The sequence below is a fragment of the Arthrobacter sp. NPDC080086 genome, from assembly GCF_040702285.1.
Window position 1 is genome coordinate 1 of the sequence record NZ_JBFBKP010000071.1, and the last position, 20,709, is coordinate 20,709.

The 20,709-nt window shown below is 68.5% G+C and carries 15 protein-coding genes; 12 read left to right on the forward strand and 3 right to left on the reverse strand.

Annotated elements, in window-relative coordinates:
• Positions 1–116: 116 nt before the first annotated feature.
• Positions 117–686, reverse strand: coding sequence for a hypothetical protein (locus AB0305_RS18425; protein WP_364136703.1), 570 nt, complete (start codon positions 684–686; stop codon positions 117–119).
• Positions 687–1,024: 338 nt separating this feature from the next.
• On the opposite strand from AB0305_RS18425, the gene AB0305_RS18430 reads away from it, so the two are divergent.
• The 6 genes from AB0305_RS18430 to rlmB all read left to right on the forward strand — a co-directional run bounded on the left by AB0305_RS18430 (position 1,025) and on the right by rlmB (position 5,989).
• A complete protein-coding gene (locus AB0305_RS18430; protein WP_026266570.1) occupies positions 1,025–1,507 on the forward strand; it encodes a CarD family transcriptional regulator in 483 nt (160 codons plus the stop codon).
• Positions 1,508–1,665: 158 nt separating this feature from the next.
• Entirely contained in the window at positions 1,666–2,466 is an 801-nt protein-coding gene (gene ispD, locus AB0305_RS18435; protein WP_364136645.1) for a 2-C-methyl-D-erythritol 4-phosphate cytidylyltransferase, read from the forward strand.
• A gap of 2 nt (positions 2,467–2,468) precedes the next feature.
• Positions 2,469–2,996 (forward strand): 2-C-methyl-D-erythritol 2,4-cyclodiphosphate synthase, encoded by a 528-nt coding sequence (gene ispF, locus AB0305_RS18440; RefSeq protein ID WP_364136647.1) that lies wholly within the window; start codon positions 2,469–2,471, stop codon positions 2,994–2,996.
• A gap of 41 nt (positions 2,997–3,037) precedes the next feature.
• Positions 3,038–3,394: a hypothetical protein gene (locus tag AB0305_RS18445; RefSeq protein ID WP_364136649.1), complete on the forward strand. Its 357-nt coding sequence runs from the start codon at positions 3,038–3,040 to the stop codon at positions 3,392–3,394.
• A 42-nt stretch (positions 3,395–3,436) separates the two neighbouring features.
• Positions 3,437–4,891 carry a cysteine--tRNA ligase gene (cysS, locus tag AB0305_RS18450; RefSeq protein ID WP_364136651.1) on the forward strand — a complete coding sequence of 485 codons (1,455 nt, stop codon included), beginning with the start codon at positions 3,437–3,439 and terminating at the stop codon, positions 4,889–4,891.
• Positions 4,892–5,002: 111 nt separating this feature from the next.
• The gene (gene rlmB / locus AB0305_RS18455; protein WP_364136653.1) at positions 5,003–5,989 is read left to right on the forward strand and encodes a 23S rRNA (guanosine(2251)-2'-O)-methyltransferase RlmB; all 987 of its coding nucleotides are present in this window, start codon (positions 5,003–5,005) and stop codon (positions 5,987–5,989) included.
• Between the two features lie 76 nt (positions 5,990–6,065).
• Here rlmB and AB0305_RS18460 read toward each other — a convergent pair whose 3' ends face one another.
• Positions 6,066–6,872 (reverse strand): carbon-nitrogen hydrolase family protein, encoded by an 807-nt coding sequence (locus tag AB0305_RS18460; protein WP_364136655.1) that lies wholly within the window; start codon positions 6,870–6,872, stop codon positions 6,066–6,068.
• 117 nt (positions 6,873–6,989) lie between these two features.
• Here AB0305_RS18460 and glgX point away from each other — a divergent pair, with 117 nt between their 5' ends.
• Genes glgX through AB0305_RS18475 form a run of 3 tightly spaced genes read left to right on the forward strand, consistent with a single transcriptional unit; the run spans position 6,990 to position 9,995 of the window.
• Positions 6,990–9,113, forward strand: a complete 2,124-nt coding sequence (gene glgX / locus AB0305_RS18465; protein WP_364136657.1) for a glycogen debranching protein GlgX — start codon at positions 6,990–6,992, stop codon at positions 9,111–9,113.
• A gap of 12 nt (positions 9,114–9,125) precedes the next feature.
• Positions 9,126–9,632, forward strand: coding sequence for a ribonuclease domain-containing protein (locus AB0305_RS18470; protein ID WP_364136659.1), 507 nt, complete (start codon positions 9,126–9,128; stop codon positions 9,630–9,632).
• 6 nt (positions 9,633–9,638) lie between these two features.
• Positions 9,639–9,995 (forward strand): barstar family protein, encoded by a 357-nt coding sequence (locus AB0305_RS18475; RefSeq protein WP_364136661.1) that lies wholly within the window; start codon positions 9,639–9,641, stop codon positions 9,993–9,995.
• A 9-nt stretch (positions 9,996–10,004) separates the two neighbouring features.
• Here the strand turns inward: AB0305_RS18475 and glgP are convergent, their stop codons facing one another.
• Complete coding sequence (gene glgP, locus AB0305_RS18480) at positions 10,005–12,623, reverse strand: alpha-glucan family phosphorylase (protein ID WP_364136663.1); 2,619 nt, start codon at positions 12,621–12,623, stop codon at positions 10,005–10,007.
• A gap of 140 nt (positions 12,624–12,763) precedes the next feature.
• Here glgP and AB0305_RS18485 point away from each other — a divergent pair, with 140 nt between their 5' ends.
• Genes AB0305_RS18485 through AB0305_RS18495 form a run of 3 tightly spaced genes read left to right on the forward strand, consistent with a single transcriptional unit; the run spans position 12,764 to position 20,371 of the window.
• Positions 12,764–14,845: an alpha-1,4-glucan--maltose-1-phosphate maltosyltransferase gene (locus AB0305_RS18485; RefSeq protein ID WP_364136665.1), complete on the forward strand. Its 2,082-nt coding sequence runs from the start codon at positions 12,764–12,766 to the stop codon at positions 14,843–14,845.
• On the forward strand, positions 14,842–16,638 hold the full coding sequence (gene treS / locus AB0305_RS18490; RefSeq protein WP_364136667.1) for a maltose alpha-D-glucosyltransferase: 1,797 nt from the start codon (positions 14,842–14,844) through the stop codon (positions 16,636–16,638). The genes AB0305_RS18485 and treS overlap by 4 nt, the downstream gene beginning before the upstream one ends.
• A 1-nt stretch (position 16,639) precedes the next feature.
• Positions 16,640–20,371: a 1,4-alpha-glucan branching enzyme gene (locus AB0305_RS18495; RefSeq protein ID WP_364136669.1), complete on the forward strand. Its 3,732-nt coding sequence runs from the start codon at positions 16,640–16,642 to the stop codon at positions 20,369–20,371.
• Positions 20,372–20,709: the final 338 nt, after the last annotated feature.

The following is a 20,709-nucleotide window of genomic DNA, read 5'->3' on the forward strand; positions in this document are numbered from 1 at the left end:
CCACCCCCACCCCTCCCCCGGCCGCGCCTTCGCCCCGCTCGCGTCGGGGGGGTATAACCCATGCCGCGGCACCCCTCGCGGGGTGCCGCTCCTTTGTTTGTGGTGCCCGGTGCCGGTTAGCGGCTGGCCGTCGGGGTCGGCGTCGCGGATGCCCGTGCCGAGGTCGACGACGACGGCGACGCCGAGCTCGAGGAGGTGGCCGTAGGGGTCGGGGTCGGGATGTACTTCTTGTAATCCGCGATCGTGCCGTCCAGTACCGGCATGTTGAACTTTGCCTTCATGTTGGTGGCGCTCTCGGAGAGAGTGACCTCCACCAGCGAACCGGGCTTCCCGCCGGTGGTGCTCAGGGTTGCCGAGTCGGTGCTGTCGTTGAGCAGTACGTAGGAGTTTTTCTTGACCGGCACCTGGGTCTGCGAGCCGCTGGCACCGTTGATGGTCAGCGTGATGTCGTTGGACGAGGTGTTGTACACGGCACCGAGCACGCGGCCGGGCTTGTTCTCACCGTCGGAGACGATCATCATGTTGCGCAGCTGCACCGGGCCGAGGTCCGTGCGGGTTCCGTCGGAGGCGGAGTACTGCACCGAGGTCTGCTGGGGGTTGATGTAGCCGCAACCGGAGACGGACAGCAGGCCAATGCCAAGTGCCGCCGTTGCCATTGCCAGCTTGCCGCGCCGGCCCGGGGTCATCGCAGTGAAACGCACGTCACGCACTCCTTGAGAGTCTTGAAACAGTATTCAGCCATAGCCTATCGGCAACCGGGCCCAAACGAGGATTCCTAAGCCTCCCCGGTGACGCCATGCGGGGACCCGTGAAGCGGGCACCGGGCTCCCCGGCGTCGTCGTCGAAGACCTCCCGCGGCACCTTGGCGCGGCCCGCGCAATGCACTATTATCCGCATCCGTCAAGGGGTTTGAGCCGCCGATTGGGGCCATTTTCCGCGGAATCTCGCGGTTTCTCCGCCGGAACCATGCCAGTCGTATGCCTTAATCGTGATAAACTGGTCTGCGGGAAAGGGGAATGTCCACATGGTTTTTGAGGTCGGCGAGACAGTAGTTTACCCTCACCACGGTGCAGCAAAAATTGAAGAGATCAAGATGCGCACTGTCAAGGGCGAAGAGAAAATGTATCTCAAGCTCAAGGTGGCTCAGGGTGATCTGACCATTGAAGTTCCAGCAGAAAACGTTGACCTTGTTGGGGTCCGCGACGTAGTGGGCAAGGAAGGACTGGAGCACGTGTTCGACGTGCTTCGTGCCGAGTTCACTGAAGAGCCCACCAACTGGTCGCGTCGTTACAAGGCAAACCTGGAAAAGCTTGCTTCCGGTGACGTGATCAAGGTGGCCGAGGTCGTCCGCGACCTGTGGCGCCGCGACCACGACCGGGGTCTCTCCGCAGGGGAGAAGCGCATGCTGGCCAAGGCCCGCCAGATTCTGATCTCAGAACTGGCTCTGGCTGAGAAGACCGACGAAGAGAAGGCTGCAAGCGTTCTCGACGAGGTTTTGGCTTCCTAACTAAGAATCGAACCCCGGTGGCGTCAGGCCGCCGGGGCTTCTTTTTGCCCAAAACCTTCCCAACTGACTCGCAGTAGGTGCCGTCTTGGGCCCTCAAAACGGCAACAACTGCCAGCTAGTTGGGTGCCGGCCGTGGACCGGGACGTAGGCTTGACCGCATGACTACTCCATCGGCCGCCCCCGTCACGGCGGTCATCCTCGTGGCCGCCGGATCCGGCCAGCGGCTGGGTTACGGGATGCCCAAGGCCAAGGTTCCCCTGGGCGGGGACAGCATCCTCATTCACGCCCTCCGCGGGGTCGCCGCCGCCGGGGTCGCCCGGCAGATCTGCGTCGCGCTCCCGCCCGGAGACCGGGACCTGGCCGCGCAGTGCGAGGCGTTCGCCGAGGAACTGCGCAACGGCGGCGGGAACGGGGCGGAGGCCCCCGAGATCACGGCCGTCGACGGCGGTGCCAGCCGCGCCGATTCGGTGCGCGCCGCCCTGGCCGCCCTGCACCCGGACACCCGGTCCGTCCTGGTGCACGACGCCGCCCGCGCCCTGGCACCGGAGGCCGTCTTCCACCGGGTGGCCGAGGCCCTGGCCGCCGGAGCGCTGGCCGTCATCCCCGTCTTGCCCGTGGTGGACACGGTGAAGACCGTCGCCCGGACCACCGGCCCCGACGCGGACATCGCCCCGGAACTGGTCACCGGCACGGCGCCCCGGGAGGCCCTCCGCGCCGTCCAGACCCCGCAGGGCTTTAGCCTGGACACCCTCCGCCGGGCCCACGAATCCGCGGAAGGACTCGACGAAGCCCAGGCGGCCGCCGTCACCGACGACGCCATGCTGGTGGAACTGCTGGGCGTTCCCGTCCACGCGGTCCGTGGTGCCAGCCAGTCGCTGAAGATCACCACCCCGCTGGACCTGATCCTCGCCGAGGGCCTGCTTGAGGGTCCGCTCGGCGTCCGCTGGGTGGAGGGCTGACCATGGACCCGAAGCAACGGCCCCTGCTGCCGCGCACCGGCATCGGCATCGACGTCCACGCCTACGCCCCGGACGAGGCGCCCCAGCCGCTCTGGCTCGGCGGCCTCCACTGGGAGGGTGAGCGCGGGCTGGCCGGCCACTCCGACGGCGACCCGGTGGCCCACGCGGCGGCCGACGCCCTGTTCTCCGCCTGCGGCATCGGCGACCTCGGCACCCACTTCGGCACGGACCGGCCCGAATACGCCGGAGCCTCCGGCGTCACCCTGCTGTCCGCGGCCGCCCGGATCGTCCGCGCCGCGGGCTGGGAGATCGGCAACATCGCCGTGCAGTTCGTCGCCAATAGACCCAAGTTCGGGCCGCGCAGGGAGGAGTCCCAGCGGGTGCTCAGCGAGGCCGCCGGAGCCCCTGTCAGCGTCACCGCCACCACCAGCGACGGCCTCGGCTTCACCGGCCGCGGCGAGGGCATCGCGGCCACCGCCACCGCCCTGGTCTACCCGGCCGACTCCGCCGGCGGCGCCGATCTGGCCTAGGCTTAACGGACAACCCCCGCCCGGAACGTCAGGAGTTTCCCGTGAAAAAGCTAGCCCCCGCCGTCGTCCTCGCCACAGGACTGCTGCTGGCCGGGTGCGCCGGATCCACCCCGCCTGCCGCCAGCCCCACGCCGTCGCGCATGAGCGTGGACGAGAGCTGCAAGTTCCTGAACACGGACACCTTCGTGCCCACGGGTACCGACAAGGACAAAGCCGGGCAGATCAGCAAGCACTATCAGGAGGTCGCGGACAAGGTGGCCCCCGAGGTGGCTGACCCCATCCAGAAGATGGCCGACGTCATGAAGCAGGTCGCGGGCAGCTCCACCGGAGTCCAGACCACGGACCAGCTCAACCAGCTGCGCCAGAACATGGACCAGATCGGCCAGCACTGCAAGTAACGGACCGGCCGGCGGCAACACCGCATCGGCTAGTCTGGACCGGTGACACTGCGCTTCTATGACACTGCATCCGCCGAAGTCCGCGACTTCGTCCCCCTGGTTCCGGGGAAGGTAAGCCTCTACTACTGCGGCGCCACGGTGCAGGGCATGCCGCACGTCGGTCACATCCGCTCAGCGATCGCCTTCGACCAGCTCACCCGCTGGCTGCAGTACCGCGGCTTCCGGGTCACCACGGTCCGCAACGTCACGGACATCGACGACAAGATCCTCGCCAAGTCCGCCGAGTCGTTCGCGCCCGCGTTCGACGAGGGCGACGGCACCGTCCGCGAAGAGGAATGGTGGGCGCTGGCCTACCGTTACGAGCAGGAATTCCGTAAGGCGTATGACACCCTGGGTGTCTCCAGGCCCACCTACGAGCCGCGCGCCACGGGCCACATCCCCGAGATGCACGCCCTGATTCAGCTGCTGATCGACCGCGGCCACGCCTACCCGGCCCTCGACGACTCCGGCGACGTCTACTTCGATGTCCGCTCCTGGTCCGCCTACGGGTCCCTGACCCGGCAGAAGATCGAGGACATGCAGGGCGCCCCCGACGCCGACCCGCGCGGCAAGAAGGACCCCCGCGACTTCGCGCTCTGGAAGGGCCACAAGGACGGCGAACCGACGACGGCGAGCTGGGCCTCCCCGTGGGGCGCCGGTCGCCCGGGCTGGCACCTCGAATGCTCCGCGATGGTCACCAAATACCTCGGCACCGAGTTCGACATCCACGGCGGCGGCCTGGACCTGCGCTTCCCGCACCATGAGAACGAGATGGCCCAGTCCCAGGCGGCCGGCCACGGCTTCGCGAACTTCTGGATGCACAACGGCATGGTCACCTACGCCGGCGAGAAGATGTCCAAGTCCATCGGCAACACAATCAGCCCGGCCGAGATGCTCGAACTCGCCCCGCCGCGGGTGGTTCGGTATTACCTCGGCCAGGCCCAGTACCGCTCGGTGCTGGACTACCAGCCGACTTCGCTGCAGGAAGCCGCCGCCGCCGTCGAGCGCATCGACGGGTTCATCAGCCGCGCCGTGCGCGCCCTGTCCGACGGCGGGAACTACAGCTTCTCCACCTACGGCGCCGTCCCCGAGGCGTTCGAACGCGCCATGGACGACGACCTCAACGTCCCGCAGGCCCTCGCCGTCCTGCACGAGACCGTCCGGGCCGGCAACACCGCATTGACCGACGGCCGGACCGAGGACGCCCGCCAGGCCCTGCACCACGTCCACGACATGCTGCGGGTCCTCGGCCTGAACGACACCGCTGCCCCCGCCGTGGACGGCCAGGCCACCACCGCGCTCGGCGTGCTGGTGGAGGCGCAGCTGGCAGCCCGGGCGCAGGCGAGGGCGGCCAAGGACTGGGCCGCCTCCGACGCCATCCGGGACACCTTGGCCGCGGCCGGCGTCGTCGTCGAGGACGGCGCGGACGGTGCCAGCTGGAGCATCAAGCGCGGCTGAGCCCCGGCGGCCGTGCGGGCCGCCGCACCCGCGCGGTCGAGGATTTAACCCGAGTCAGTAGACTGGAGTCCAGACTTATCAACGATTCGCGTACTTCAAAGGGTGAAACTCATGGCCAATAACGGTCGCCGCTCGGTCAAACAGAAGAAGGGTCCCACCGTCGGGACCGGCGGCCATGGCCGTAAGGCTCTCGAAGGCAAGGGCCCCACTCCCAAGGCGGAGGACCGGGTCTACCACAAGGCCCACAAGAACAAGCAGCTCGCGGAGCGCTCCGCCGCCAAGCGCGGTACCGGAGCCCGCAGCGCCGGCGCCCGCTCTGGCCCCAAGGGCCGCGCCACCGAGGAAGTCGTCACCGGACGCAACTCCGTGGTCGAGGCGCTCCGCGCCGGGATCCCCGCCAAGGCCCTGCACGTGGCCATCCGCATCGAGATGGACGACCGGGTCAAGGAATCCCTGAAAATCGCGGCCGAGCGCGGCATTCCCCTGCTGGAAACCGGCAAGCCCGAGCTGGACCGGATGACCGACGACGCGATCCACCAGGGCCTGGTCCTGCAGATCCCGCCGTACGAGTACCAGGACGCTTACGAGCTGGCCGAGGCAACCGTCGAGGCGTGGAAGGTGGGCCACATCGCCAACGCCCCGCTCTTCGTCGCCCTCGACGGCATCACCGATCCCCGCAACCTCGGCGCGATCATCCGTTCCGTCTCCGCGTTCAGCGGCCATGGCGTGATCGTCCCCGAGCGCCGGTCCGTCGGCGTGACCGCCTCGGCCTGGAAGACCAGCGCCGGCGCGGCGGTCCGCGTCCCGGTGGCCCGCGCCGCGAACCTCAACAGCACGCTGAAGGCGTTCAAGAACATGGGCATCTTCGTCCTCGGCCTGGACGGTGACGGCGACGTCTCACTGCCGGACCTGGCGCTGGCGAAGGAACCGGTCTGCATCGTGGTCGGCTCCGAGGGCAAGGGCCTGAGCCGCCTGGTCCGCGAGAACTGCGACCAGATCGTCTCCATCCCGATCGACTCCGCGATGGAATCGCTCAACGCCTCGATGGCCGTGGGCATCTCGCTCTACGAGATCTCCCGCCAGCGCGCCACCAAGTAAATCGCACCGCGGACGCTCCCTCACCTCAGGTGAGGGAGCGTTGTGGTTTAAGTCGCCGGATGTGGGGGCGCGTCGGCTAGAAGCGGTGGCGGTTGGCGAGGACCGGGAGGCTCTTGCGGGCGGCATCGACCTCGGCGGGGTCCAGGTCCACGAACAGCAGGTCCGGTTCCGCGCCGAGTTCGGCGATCGCCTCGCCGAAGGGGGAGGCGACCAGGGAATGCCCGACGCCGGTGGGGGCGGTGCCCCGGACCTCGAGTCCGGCGCTGGCCGGGTCGGCCTGACCGCAGGCCACCACGAAGCTGGTCGAGTCGGCGGCGCGGGCCCGTGCCAACAAGGTCCACTGCTCAGCCTTGCCCGGCCCGCTGCCCCAGGAAGCGCTGACCAGGGTCACGACGGCGCCGCGGTCGGCGAGCTCCGTGAACAGGTCCGGGAAACGCACGTCGTAGCAGGTGGCGAGGCCCACGGTGACGCCGCCGACGTCGAACGTCACCGGCTCGGTGCCCGCCTCCACCGTGTCGGACTCGGCGAACCCGAAGGCGTCGAAGAGGTGGATCTTGTCGTAGCTGGCGGCAACGCCCGGCCCGGTGGCGAGCAGGGTGTTCCGGACCCGGGGCGATCCGTCCTTGGCCGCACCCGGCGTGAACATGCCGGCCACCACCACCAGGTCCTGCTCCGCGGCGATGGCCCGGACGGCCGAGGCCCACGGGCCATCCAGCGGTTCGGCGATGTCCACCAGCGAGTTGCCGAAGGCCCGCATGGTGGCCTCCGGGAAGACCACCAGGTCCGCTCCGCCTGCCTTGGCCCGCGCGGCATACTCCCGGACAAGGTCAATGTTCCGGTCCAGATCGCGGCCGGTGATGATTTGCGCCAGTGCTATCCGCACGGTTACCTCCAGTTCGGTGCCTGCCTCCAGTATGCCGCGCCCGGACGTTCCAGAGTTCCGTCGTAACCCGACCGCGCGGAGAGGGTGCGGGAGGCGGCCCCGGCTAAGCTATGACCAATGGTCAAGTCCTTTGTAGATTCCGCAACGACCGTGGATGCCTCACGGCCGCTTCCGCTGGGACTAAGCGTGCCGCGCACCGGCTCCCCGGAGACCGATGATCCGCGCGGTTCATCGGTGAACGTGGCCGTCTATGCCCCCGCCGTCGCCACCCTCGAGGTGGTTTACCAAGCCCCAGGCCGCGGCTGGCAGGTCAAGGCACTGCCGAACGTCACCGCCGGCGTGCACCACGGCATCGTCGAGGGGCTGCCGGTCGGCTCCCGCTACGGGCTGCGGGCGGCGCCGGAGGCTGAGGCCCTGCCCGTCCCGGTTCCCACCCAGGATTTCGACGACGACGGCGTGCAGCCGCTGCTGCTCGACCCCTACGGCCGCGCCGTCGATCAGCGGGAGAAGCTGATCACCAATGTCCGGATGTCCGGCGACTTCGACTGGGGCGTGGACCGTGCCCCGGCCACGCCGTGGCGCGACACCATCATCTACGAGGCGCACGTGCGCGGGCAGACCATGCTCCACCCGGACATTCCGGAGCACCTGCAGGGCACCTATGCCGGAATGGCGCACCCCGCCATGGTCGAGCACCTGGTCTCGCTGGGCGTCACGGCGGTCCAGCTGTTGCCGGTCCACTTCCACCTGGACGAGGCCCACCTGCAGAACCTGGGCCTGACCAACTACTGGGGCTACAACACGGCCGCCTTCTTCGCCCCGCACCCGGACTATGCCACCCAGGCCGCCCGCGACGCCGGGCCGCAGGCGGTGCAGGACGAGTTCAAGGGCATGGTCAAGCTGCTTCACGCGGCCGGCCTCGAGGTGATCCTCGACGTCGTCTTCAACCACACCGCCGAGGCCGGTCCGGACGGGCCAACGCTCAGCTTCCGGGGCCTGGGCGAGCTGCAGTACTACCGCCACGACGGCCAGGGACGCTACGTGGACACCACCGGCTGCGGCAACTCCCTGAACTTCGGCGAACCGCGCGTGGTGCAGCTGGTCCTCGACTCCCTGCGGTACTGGGTCAACGAGTTCCACGTCGACGGCTTCCGCTTCGACCTTGCCGTCACGCTCTGCCGGAACGCGGCCAACGAGTTCGACCCCCGGCACCCGTTCCTGGTGGCCGTCGCCGCCGATCCGGTCCTTTCCGAGACCAAGCTGATCGCCGAACCCTGGGACGTCGGCTACGGCGGCTGGCAGACCGGCCGGTTCCCGCCCGGCTGGGTCGACTGGAACGACCACTTCCGCGACGCCGTCCGCAGCTTCTGGCTGGCGGACCGGGCCGCCATCGAGTCCGGCGGCCACGGCGGCCACGGCGGCTCCGTGGCGAAGCTGGCCGACGCCCTCTCCGGCTCCGCGGCGCTGTTTGCCGGCTCCGGCCGGAACCGGCTGGCCTCGGTCAACCTCATCACCGCGCACGACGGGTTCACCCTTGCGGACCTGGTCTCCTACGACCGCAAGCACAACGAGGCCAACGGCGAGCAGAACCGGGACGGCCATGGCGACAACCGCAGCTATAACCACGGCTTCGAGGGCCCCACCGAGGACGAGGCCATCCTGGCCAAGCGCGCGCAGAGCAGCCGCAACCTGATGGCCTCGCTGATGATCTCGCAGGGCGTGCCGATGATCACCGCCGGCGACGAGGTGGGACGCACCCAGCAGGGCAACAACAACGCCTACTGTCAGGACAACCCGCTGACCTGGATCGACTGGACCAGCACCCCCGAATCGCACTCGATGCTGCGCAGCACCAAGCGCGTCATCCGGCTGCGCAAGGAGTTCCTCGCCGGCCAGCCGCACGACTACCCGGCCCGGGAGCGGCAGTCCTACTTCCACTGGTTCGACGTCGACGGCCGGCAGATGTCCGCCGAACGCTGGCAGGACCCCGCCCACCGGGTGGTTCAGCTGCTGGTGGGTTCCGACGTCGGCCGTGTGGTGGGCCTGGTGGTGGTCAACGGCGGTGCCGACGACGTCAAGGTCACCCTGCCGCCGGTCCCGCACGACGACGGCACCGGCCACCGGATCTACGAACTGCGGCTCACTACCTCGGAGTGGCACGACCGCCGGCAGGGCGTCCGGATCGCCTCCGGTGAACGCGACGTGGTCCAGGCGAACAGCATCAGCATCTACCGCATCTAGGGGGAACCGGAGATGACCACCAAACGCCTCAGCACCCTGATCGGGGCGCTCCTGACCCTGGCGGTGCTCGTGCTGGTGGTCGCCGGGATCCCGCGGACGGGCGACTCCCCGGGCAGTGCAACGTCGCCGGCCCAAACCAGTGCCGCCGCCAGCGCCGGCGTCTCTGCCAGCCCCAAGCCCTCCGGAGGGCCGGCGGCAGCGCGGCCCACGGGCACCGGCGTCGCGAACCCGTCCCGGCTGCCCGAGGTCAAGGCGTCGGATTTGCCGGCCGAGGCGCGGCAGGTCCTGGTGTTGATCGCGCGCGGCGGGCCCTACCCGTACAGCAGGGACAACATCACCTTTGGCAACTTCGAGCGGGTGCTGCCGCAGAAGCCCTCGGGCTACTACCGGGAGTTCACGGTTCCCACGCCCGGCGAGTCGGACCGCGGCGCACGGCGGATCATCGCCGGAGACGCGGGGGAGAAGTACTACACCGCGGACCACTATTCATCGTTTTCATTCATCGCCGAAGGCAAGTAGGGACCCATGAAAATCTACTCCGCAGACACCTGGACGCCCGAGGAGCTGCAGGCGCAGGTCCGCGACGCTGGCCGCCGGACCCTGATCGTCCCCGCCGCCAACACTAAGAAAGAGGTCCTCGCCGCCTTCGGCGAGGTGCTGGACTTCCCCGAGCACTACGGCGTGAACCTCGACGCCCTCAACGATTCCCTGCACGACTTCGCCGACGCCGCGGGCGACGACGGACACGGCCCGGTCACAGTCATCTGGCAGGTCCCCGCAGCCTTCCGCGCCGACCGGGCCTTCGGCGTCATCTGCGAAATCCTGCAGGACACCGAAAGCTACGCCGGCAAGGACCTCAGGGTCATCACCGTCTGCCTGTAGTCGACCAGGTCAGGCGTTGACGATGAGTCCGAGTTCGGCCTTCGACGCCAGGCCGGCGTGCTTGGGCAGCACCCGGATGGTGTAGCCGAAGGACCCGGAGCGGTCGATCACCAGGGTGCCGCTGAACAGGTAGCGGCCCTTGCCCAGGTCCTCCACGGTGGTCAGCTCCACGACGGTGACGTCCGTGAGCTCGTCGCTGTCCTCGGCGCGGCCGTAGGCCACCTCCACGGCGACGTCCTCCGGCGGCAGGTCGTGCAGCGCGATGTAGGCGTTGACCTGCAGGTCGTCGCCGATCTGCGGGTCCTCGGAGACGCCGACGGAGTCCACGTGCTCCACCTGGATCTGCGGCCACGCGGCGCGGACCGTGGAACACCAGGCGGCCAGCGACTTCGCCTCGGCGTAGCCGTGCGCGGACGCCTGGCGGCCGGCAAGCGCGGCGGGCCGGTACAGGACGTTGACGTAGTCCTTGAGCATTCGCTCCGCGGACACCGCCGGTCCCAGGTGGGTCATGGTGTGCTTGATCATGGACACCCAGTGGGTGGGGACCGCCTGCGGCCCGGACTGGGACGGCCCGGCCGCACCGGCGCCGTCGGAGACCGTGAGGCCGTAGAACTTTGGCGCCACCTGGGTCTCGAGCAGCTCGTACAGGGCGGCCGCCTCGATATCGTCGCGTTCCTCGGGGGACGCGTCGTTGTTGGCGGTGGGGATCGCCCAGCCGTTCTCGCCGTCGTACATTTCATCCCACCAGCCGTCCAGCACCGAGAGGTTCAGGGAGCCGTTGATGGCCGCCTTCATCCCGGAGGTGCCGCAGGCCTCGAGCGGGCGCAGCGGGTTGTTGAGCCAGACGTCGCAGCCGGGGAAGAGCGTGCGGGCCATCGCGATGTCGTAGTTGGGCAGGAAGACGATCCGGTGCCGGACCGCGGGGTCGTCGGTGAACCGGACCAGGTCCTGGATCATCTTCTTGCCCGCGTCGTCCGCCGGGTGCGACTTGCCGGCGATGACCAGCTGGATGGGGTGGGTCTCGTGCAGCAGGAGCGCCTTGAGCCGCGCGGGATCGCGGAGCATCAGGGTGAGCCGCTTGTAGGTCGGAACGCGGCGGGCGAAGCCGACCGTGAGGACGTCCGGGTCGAGGACGGAATCGGTCCAGGACAGCTCGGCGTCGGCCGCGCCGCGCTTCTTCCACGCCGCGCGGAGACGGCGCCGGACGTCCTCCACCAGGGAGACCCGCATCTCCCGGCGTAGCGCCCAGAGCTCTTCGTCGCTGACGTTGTAGGCGAGGTCCCAGCGGCCCTCGGACTCGGCGTCCGCCCCGAACCGGTCACGGGCGAGCTGGGAGACACGCGGATCCACCCAGGTGGGGACGTGGACGCCGTTGGTCACCGAGGTGATCGGTACTTCCGAGTGGTCGAAGCCCGGCCAGAGCGCGGAGAACATCCCGCGCGAGACCACGCCGTGCAGCTTGGCGACGCCGTTGGCCCGTTGGGCCAGGCGCAGGCCCATGACGGCCATGTTGAAGACGAAGGGGTTGCCGTCGGTGAAGTCCTCCCGGCCCAGGTCCAGGATCTTATCCAGCGGGACGTCCGGGGCCAGGCCCGCGGAGAAGAAGTGCTCGATTTGGGAGATCTCAAACCGGTCGATTCCCGCGGGGACCGGGGTGTGGGTGGTGAAGACGGTGGAGGCCCGGCCGGCGGTGAGCGCCTCGTCCCAACCCAGGGCGGTGTCCCCGGACATGAGTTCCTGGATCCGTTCGACGCCGAGGAAGCCGGCATGGCCCTCATTGGTGTGGAAGACCTCCGGGGCGGGTGCCCCGGTGAGCCGCTGGTAGGCGCGCAGCGCCTTTACCCCGCCCATGCCCAGCAGGAGCTCCTGCTGCAGGCGGTGGTCGCCGCCGCCACCGTAGAGCCGGTCCGTGATGCCGCGGGCGGCGTCGTCGTTGCCGGCCACGTTCGAATCCAGCAGCAGCAGCGGCACGCGGCCGACGTCGGCGCGCCAGACGTGCGCCAGGAGCCGGCGGCCGTGGGGGAGGGGCAGGGAGATTTCCACCGGCCGGCCGTTGCCGTCCGGGGAGGCCTCGCGCAGCAGCGTCAGGGGCAGCCCGTCCGGGTCAAGCACCGGGTAGGTTTCCTGCTGCCAGGCGTCGCGGGAGAGGGACTGTTTGAAGTACCCGGCCTGGTAGAGCAGGCCGACGCCGATCAGCGGCACGCCCAGGTCGGAGGCGGCCTTCAGGTGGTCGCCGGCGAGGATGCCGAGGCCGCCGGAGTACTGCGGCAGGACCTCGGTGATGCCGAACTCGGGGGAGAAGTAGGCGATGCAGCGGGGCGCGTCCTCGCCCAGGCTCTGGTACCAGCGGGGCTGCTCAAGGTACTGGTCCAGGTCCGCGGCGGCCTCGTGTACGCGGCGCACCACATCCTGGTCCGCGGCGAGGCGCTGCAGCTCCTCCCGGCTGACCAGGCCCAGGAACGTCACCGGGTCCTGGGCGCTCTCGGCCCAGATGGCCGGGTTGAGCTGTTCGAACAACTCGCGGGTGGGCAGGTGCCACGACCAGCGAAGGTTGGTGGCCAGCCGCGCCAGGGGCCGGATCGGTTCGGGAAGAACGGTTCTGACGGTAAATCTCCGGATAGCCTTCACCTGCGAAACACTAACCGAGAACTTCGGACCCCGGAACAGTTCCGGGTTTCTTTCCGGTAAATGTCGGGCGGCGCTTCGGATGACCCCAAAAAACGGAGCAGCCTTAGCATTCTGTGCGATTTGTAGATAACGTCGAGCCTGTGACGACTAACTCCCGAACCAGCGCCGTATCCAAGCAAAAGCCGAAGGCCCTGATCACCGATGGGTTGAAATTCGGCAGGTTTCCGATCACCAACGTCCAGCCCTCGGTCGAGGGCGGTAAATTCCCCGCCAAGGCCACCGTCGGCGAGAGCATCGTCGTCGCCGCGACCGCGTTCCGCGAGGGACACGACATGCTCGGCGTCAGCGCGGTCCTGCTGGACCCGCGCGGCAAGGAACGCCAGCGGATCCGCCTCGAGCCCCCGCGGGGCGACCGCGGCAAGGGCACGGATCTCTGGGAGGGCCTGCTGACCCCCAGCGCCACCGGCAAGTGGTCCTACGTGATCGAGGCCTGGCACGACCGCTACGGCACGTGGCACCACAACGCCGAGGTCAAGGTCGACGCCGGGATCGACGTCGAGCTGATGCTTGCCGAGGGCGCGGCGCTCCTGACCGAGGCGTCCGAGGATCCCAGCCGCCCGTCCGCGGACCGCCGCACCCTCCGGATCGCCGCCGCCGGCCTCGCAGACGCCTCCCGGACCCCGGAGGAGCGCCTCGGCGCCGGCTTCGGCGCGGACGTGGCCGCCGTCGTCGGACGCCAGCCCATCCGTGAACTCGTCACCGTCTCCGAACCCTACCCGCTGCTGGTGGAGCGTGAACTCGCCGGCCGAGGCGCCTGGTACGAATTCTTCCCCCGCTCCGAGGGCGCCGTCCGCAACCACGAGACCGGCGAATGGACCTCCGGCACCTTCCGCACCGCCGCGGAGCGCCTCGACGCCGTCGCCGCCATGGGCTTCGACGTGATTTACATGCCCCCGATCCACCCGATCGGCACCCAGCACCGCAAGGGACCGAACAATACCCTCATTGCCGGACCGCACGACCCCGGCTCCCCCTGGGCGATCGGCGCGGCGGAGGGCGGCCACGACGCCATCCACCCGGACCTGGGCAGCTTCGAGGACTTCGATGCCTTCGTGACCCGCGCCGGCGAACTGGGCCTGGAGGTCGCGCTCGACCTGGCCCTGCAGGCCGCCCCGGACCACCCCTGGGTCAAGAGCCATCCCGAATGGTTCACCACCCGGGTGGACGGCAGCATCGCCTACGCCGAAAACCCGCCAAAGAAATACCAGGATATTTTCCCGCTGAATTTCGACAACGATCCCGCCGGGCTGTCCAACGAAATCCTCCGCGTGGTTCAACTGTGGATCAGCCACGGTGTGAAGATTTTCCGTGTGGATAACCCGCACACCAAGCCGGTGTGGTTCTGGGAATGGCTGATTGCCAAGGTCAACAAAAAGAACCCCGACGTCGTCTTCCTGGCCGAGGCGTTCACCCGCCCGGCCATGATGCACGCCCTCGGCCGGGCCGGATTCCAGCAGTCCTACTCCTACTTCACCTGGCGGAATACCAAGGAAGAACTGGAGAAGTACTTCCAGGAAATCAGCCACGAATCCCCGGCGTATTTCCGGCCGAACTTCTTCGTCAACACCCCGGACATCCTGACCGAATATCTGCAGTTCGGCGGACCGGCGGCCTTCAAGATCCGGGCCGCGCTGGCCTCGACCGCTAGCCCGCTCTGGGGCGTCTACGCCGGCTACGAGCTCTACGAGCACGTGGCCCGGCCCGGCGCCGAGGAGTACATCGACAATGAGAAGTTCGAGTACAAGGCCCGTGACTGGGACGCGGCCACGGAATCCGGCCGTACCCTGGCCCCGTACCTGACCCGCCTGAACGCCATCCGGCACGCCCACCCGGCGCTGGGGGACCTGCAAAACCTCACCCTGCACGCCAGCACGGACAGCTCCACAGTGGTCTACTCCAAGCACAAGACGCTGGCCGACGGCACCAAGGACACCCTGATCATTGTGGTCAACGTGGACCCGCACAGCCCCCGCGAAAGCACGGTCACCATTGACCGCGCAGCCCTGGAACTGGACCCGGAGGACCTGACCCACAACGGCGGCTACGTCGTCGAGGACCTGATCTCCGGTGAAAGCTGGGAGTGGGGCGAGTACAACTACGTCCGCCTCGACCCCCACGTCGAACCCGCCCACATCCTCAACGTCCGGAGGTCCCGCCCGTGAGCTTTAGTCCGAGCAACCCCAGCCAGCACTTCACGCCCAAGGGGACCTTTGAACTGAACGCCCCCGGCCTGCAGCATGACCCCCACTGGTACCGCAAGGCGGTCTTCTACGAGGTGCTGGTCCGCGGTTTCGCCGACGGGAACGGGGACGGCTCCGGTGACTTCCATGGGCTGATCGAGAAGCTCGACTACCTGCAGTGGCTGGGCGTGGACTGCCTCTGGCTGCCCCCGTTCTTCCAGTCCCCGCTGCGCGACGGCGGCTACGACATCTCGGACTACAACTCCGTGCTGGACGAATTCGGCACCATCAGCGACTTCAAGCGCCTGGTCGCCGAGGCCCACGCCCGAGGCGTCCGCGTCATCATCGACCTGCCCCTGAACCACACCTCGGACCAGCACCCCTGGTTCCAGGAGTCCCGCAAGGACCCGGACGGGCCCTTCGGCGACTTCTACGTCTGGAGCGACACGGACGAGAAGTACCAGGACGCGCGCATCATTTTCGTGGACACCGAGGAATCCAACTGGACCTTCGACCCGATCCGCCGCCAGTTCTTCTGGCACCGGTTCTTCAGCCACCAGCCGGACCTGAACTTCGAGAACCCCAAGGTCATCGACGCCGTGTTCGACGTCGTCCGTTTCTGGCTGGACCAGGGCATCGACGGCTTCCGGGCCGACGCCATCCCCTACCTATTCGAGGAGGAAGGCACCAACTGCGAGAACCTGCCGGCCACCCACGAGTTCCTCCGCCAGCTGCGGAAAATGGTGGACGAGAGCTACCCCGGCCGCGTCATCATCGCTGAGGCCAACCAGCCGCCGGCGGAGGTCGTGGAGTATTTCGGCACCGAGGAGGAGCCGGAGTGCCACATGGCGTTCCACTTCCCGATCATGCCGCGCCTCTACTACGCGCTGCGCGACCAGAAGGCCGCGCCGATCATCGAGACCATGCGGGACACCCCGGCCATCCCGGAAGGTGCCCAGTGGGGTACGTTCCTGCGCAACCACGACGAGCTGACCCTGGAAATGGTCACCTCCGACGAGCGCGCCGCCATGCTTGGCTGGTACGCGCCGGATCCGCGCATGCGGGCCAACATCGGCATCCGGCGCCGGCTCGCGCCGTTGCTGGACAACTCCCGCTCCGAGATCGAACTGATCAACGCGCTGCTGCTGTCCCTGCCGGGCAGCCCCTTCCTGTACTACGGGGACGAGATCGGCATGGGCGACAACATCTGGCTCGAGGACCGTGACGCCGTCCGCACCCCGATGCAGTGGAACCCGGACCGTAACGCGGGCTTCTCCAACGCGGACCCGGGCAAGCTCTACCTTCCGGTGATCCAGTCGCTGGTCTACAACTACAGCATGGCCAACGTCGAGGCCGAGGCCGCGCACTCCGGGTCGCTGCTGCGCTGGACCCGGCAGATCCTCAGCGTCCGCAAGAACCACCCGGCGTTCGGGCTTGGGTCCTTCAAGCATGTCGAGGCGGACCACGACGTCGTCCTGGCCTACCTGCGGGAGCTCCCGGCCGGGAACGCCGCCGGCGAGGACCCGGAGACCATCCTCTGCGTCTTCAACCTCTCCCAGCACCCGGTGGCCACGTCGCTGCGGGTCCCGCAACTGGCCGGCCGCGGCCTGCGGGACGTCTTCGGCGGCCAGGCCTTCCCCGGCATCGCCGACGACGGGACGCTGACCCTGACCCTGGGCAGCCACGACTTCTTCTGGCTGCGGGTCCGCTCGGCCGCCTCCAACCCGGCATCGCCCCACACCCAGGCGATGCCTATCCTGTCCATCGAAGGCTGACATGACCCGACCCACCCTTTCCCCCGCCCTGGACGCGCTGCTGCGCAGCTGGCTGCCGCGCCAGCGCTGGTTCCCGGTCAAGAGCGCGCACTTCAGCTTCGACCCGGTGGGCAGCGTGACCCTCGAAGCGCCCGTCCCGGCCGCACCCTCCCTGGGTACGCCGGCGGAAGACGGCGGTGCCCGGTTCAAGGTCCTGCTGCTGGCCGTCACCTACCCGACGGCGGACGGCGACCGGACCGACGTCGTCCAGGTCCCGCTGAGCTTCCGCGCCTTGCCGCTGGCCGGTGCAGGGGCGGCGCTGCTCGGCGAGATCCAGGCCGACGGCGGCACGCCGGGCGGCTGGGTGTACGACGGCGTCCACGACGCGGCGTTCATCGCCGCGTGGCTGGAGCTGATGCGCTCCCGCGGCGCCACCGCGGACGGGTCGGCCACCGGCGAGCTGGTCGACTCGGACCACCGGCTGCCGCACGCTACCGGCAAGGTCCGGGTGCTCTCCGGTGAACAGTCCAACAGCTCGGTAATCGTCGACGACGGCACCTCCGCCGCGATCCTGAAGTTCTTCCGCGTCCTCTCCGAGGGGCAGAACCCCGAGGTCGAAATCGGCGCCGCCCTGACCGCGGGACGCACCGCCGAGGTCCCCGCCACCCTCGGCTGGGTGACCGGTGAGTGGGCCGTTACGGACGGGGCGGTTACGGACGGGACGGTTCCGGATGCGGACGGCGGCCGGGCTGCCCGCGCCGAACTGGCCGTCGCCCACGAATTTCTCGCCGGCGGCCTGGATGCGTGGCGGCTGGCCGTCGACGCGGCCCGCACCGGAACCGATTTCACCGCCGAGGCGCACGCCCTCGGCGTCGCTACGGCCACCGTCCACCGCCGCCTCGCCGAGGCGCTCGGCACGGCGGCAGAGGCCGTCCCGGGCGGCGACATTGCCCCCGGCGTCGCCCAGCGGGTCCGCCAGTCCTGGGCCGAGGCGGGCACCGCCGTCGGACCCTTCGACGAGGCCCTGCAGTCGCTGCTGGCCCGGCTCGCCGGTACCAGCGCGGGGCAGCTGCAGCGGATCCACGGGGACCTTCACCTCGGCCAGATCCTCCAGGTCCCCGTCGCCGCCGGCCAGCCCGCCCGCTGGGCGATCCTCGACTTCGAGGGCGAGCCCCTGCGGCCCGTCTCCGAACGGAATTTCCCGGACGTGCCGCTGCGCGACGTCGTCGGCATGCTGCGCTCCTTCGACTACGCCGCCGGCGCGGCCGCCCGCGAGGACGACGGCGCCGCCGTCCCCGAAGAGTGGGTGGACGACTGCGCCTCGGCGTTCCTCGCCGGCTACGCCGAGGTCACCCCCGGCACCATCGACCGTGACTCGCCCTTGTTCACCGCCCTTTGGCTGGACAAGGCGCTCTACGAAGTTGTTTACGAACTACGAAACAGGCCCGACTGGCTCGCCATCCCGGTGAATGCATCCCGTCGTCTCCTTGGCAGTACTGGCTCCGGCGCCCCCGTCGAAGCCGCAGCGGAAGGTAAGAACATGACTGGCTCAGCACGTACCGAACGGCCCGGAGCGCCGCTCCCCGTCGACGCGGACACCCTCGCCCGGGTGGCGGCGGGGGAGCATCACGCCCCCCACTCCGTCCTCGGCGCCCACCTCGACGACTACGGCCACGTCACCATCCGCACCGTGAAACACATGGCGGAATCCGTCTCGGTGGTGACGTCCGCCGGCACGACGCCCATGACGCACGAGGCCGGCGGTGTGTGGGTGGCAGTCCTCGAACCGCTCGACGCCGGCCATGTCCCGGACTACCGGCTGGAGGTCCGTTACGAGGACCAGGACGCGGTCCGCACCGACGAGCCGTACCGCTACCTGCCCACCGTGGGTGAAATCGACCTGCACCTGATCGGGGAAGGCCGACACGAACGGCTCTGGGACGCCCTCGGCGCCCACGTCCAGCACTACAAGTCCTCCCTCGGCGACGTCGACGGTGTGTCCTTCGCCGTCTGGGCCCCCAACGCCCAGGCCGTGCGCGTCAAGGGCGACTTCAACGGCTGGGACGGCCGCGAGAACTCGATGCGCTCGCTCGGCTCCTCCGGGGTATGGGAGATTTTCATCCCCGGCGTTATGGCAGGGGCGTGCTATAAGTTTGAGATCAAGACCCGGCACGGGCACTGGGTGGAGAAGGCCGACCCGCTGGCGTTCGGCACCGAGGTGCCGCCGCTGACCGCATCACGTGTGGTCGAACCGTCCTACGTCTTCAAGGACGAGGAGTGGATGAAGGCCCGCGCCGCCCGCGATCCGCACAACGCGCCGATGAGCGTATACGAGGTGCACCTCGGGTCCTGGCGCGTCGGCCTGGACTACCGCCAACTGGCCAAGGAACTCGTGGAGTACGTGAAGTGGCTCGGCTTCACGCACGTGGAGTTCATGCCCGTCGCCGAGCACCCGTTCGGCGGCTCCTGGGGCTACCAGGTCACGTCCTACTTCGCGCCGACCTCCCGCTTCGGGCACCCGGACGAGTTCCGGCACCTGGTGGACGAACTGCACCAGGCGGGCATCGGCGTGCTGTTGGACTGGGTCCCGGCCCACTTCCCCAAGGACGCCTGGGCGCTGGCGAAGTTCGACGGTGAGCCGCTGTACGAGCACTCGGACCCGAACCTCGGCGAGCACCCGGACTGGGGCACCCTGATCTTTGATTTCGGCCGCAGTGAGGTCCGCAACTTCCTGGTCGCGAACGCGCTGTACTGGCTGGATGAGTTCCACATTGACGGACTCCGGGTGGACGCCGTCGCCTCGATGCTCTACCTGGACTACTCCCGCAAGGAAGGCCAGTGGCAGCCCAACCGCTTCGGCGGCCGCGAAAACCTTGAGGCGATCTCCTTCCTGCAGGAAGCCAACGCCACGGTCTACAAGACCCACCCCGGCGCGGTCATGATCGCCGAGGAGTCCACCGCATTCCCGGGCGTCACTGCCCCCACGGACCAGGGCGGCCTGGGCTTCGGGCTCAAGTGGAACATGGGCTGGATGCACGACTCCCTGAAGTACATGGCGGAGGACCCGTACAACCGCAAGTGGCACCACGGCACCATCACCTTCTCCATGGTTTACGCCTACACGGAGAACTTCCTGTTGCCGATCAGCCATGACGAGGTTGTCCACGGCAAGGGTTCGATGCTGCGCAAGATGCCCGGCGACCGCTGGCAGCAGCTGGCCAACCTTCGCGCCTTCCTGGGCTACCAGTGGGCGCACCCGGGCAAGCAGCTGATCTTCATGGGCACCGAGTTCGGCCAGGAGGCCGAGTGGTCGGAGCAGTACGGGCTGGACTGGTGGCTGGCGGACATCCCCGCCCACCGTGGCGTGCAGCTGCTCACCAAGGACCTGAACGAGCTCTACAGTTCGACGCCGGCCCTCTACGAGCGGGACAACGATCCGGAGGGGTTCCAGTGGATCAACGGAGGGGACGCTGACCGCAACGTCCTGAGCTTCATCCGGCGCGACGCTGACGGCAACCCGCTGGTGGTGGCGCTGAACTTCTCCGGCGCACCGCACCACGACTTCCGCCTGGGTGTCCCCGCTGCGGGACAGTGGCGTGAAGTGCTGAACACCGACGCCGATGCGTATGGAGGATCGGGCGTCACCAACGGCGGGCCGCTGACCGCGACCGGGGACGGCATCGACGGGCAGCCTGCCTCCCTGACCGTCACGCTGCCGCCGCTGGGTGCGGCCTACTTCAAGGCCGCCGAGTAGCACTTCTATGAAAGGCCCGGAACCGTCGCGGTTCCGGGCCTTTCGGGTGTCCGGGGGAGTGCTCCGGGGCCCCGCTTTGTCACCGCGGCCGAGTGGTGGTACAGTTTATTTCCGCGCTGCTCCCCGGAATTGATCCGCTGAGAAGACCACGAAGGCCACGGCCAACTGGATCGGGACGCTGATTTGACTAGGGCGAAGTGCGCGGGTAAGTTTGAAAAGTTGCTCCGGAGCGAGTCGCGGCCTTTGATGGGGTTGTGGTGGTGCCGGGTGTGTCTGTTGTTTGAGAACTCAATAGTGTGCCAAGTTTGTTGATACCGATTGTTTTATTGATTGGTTGA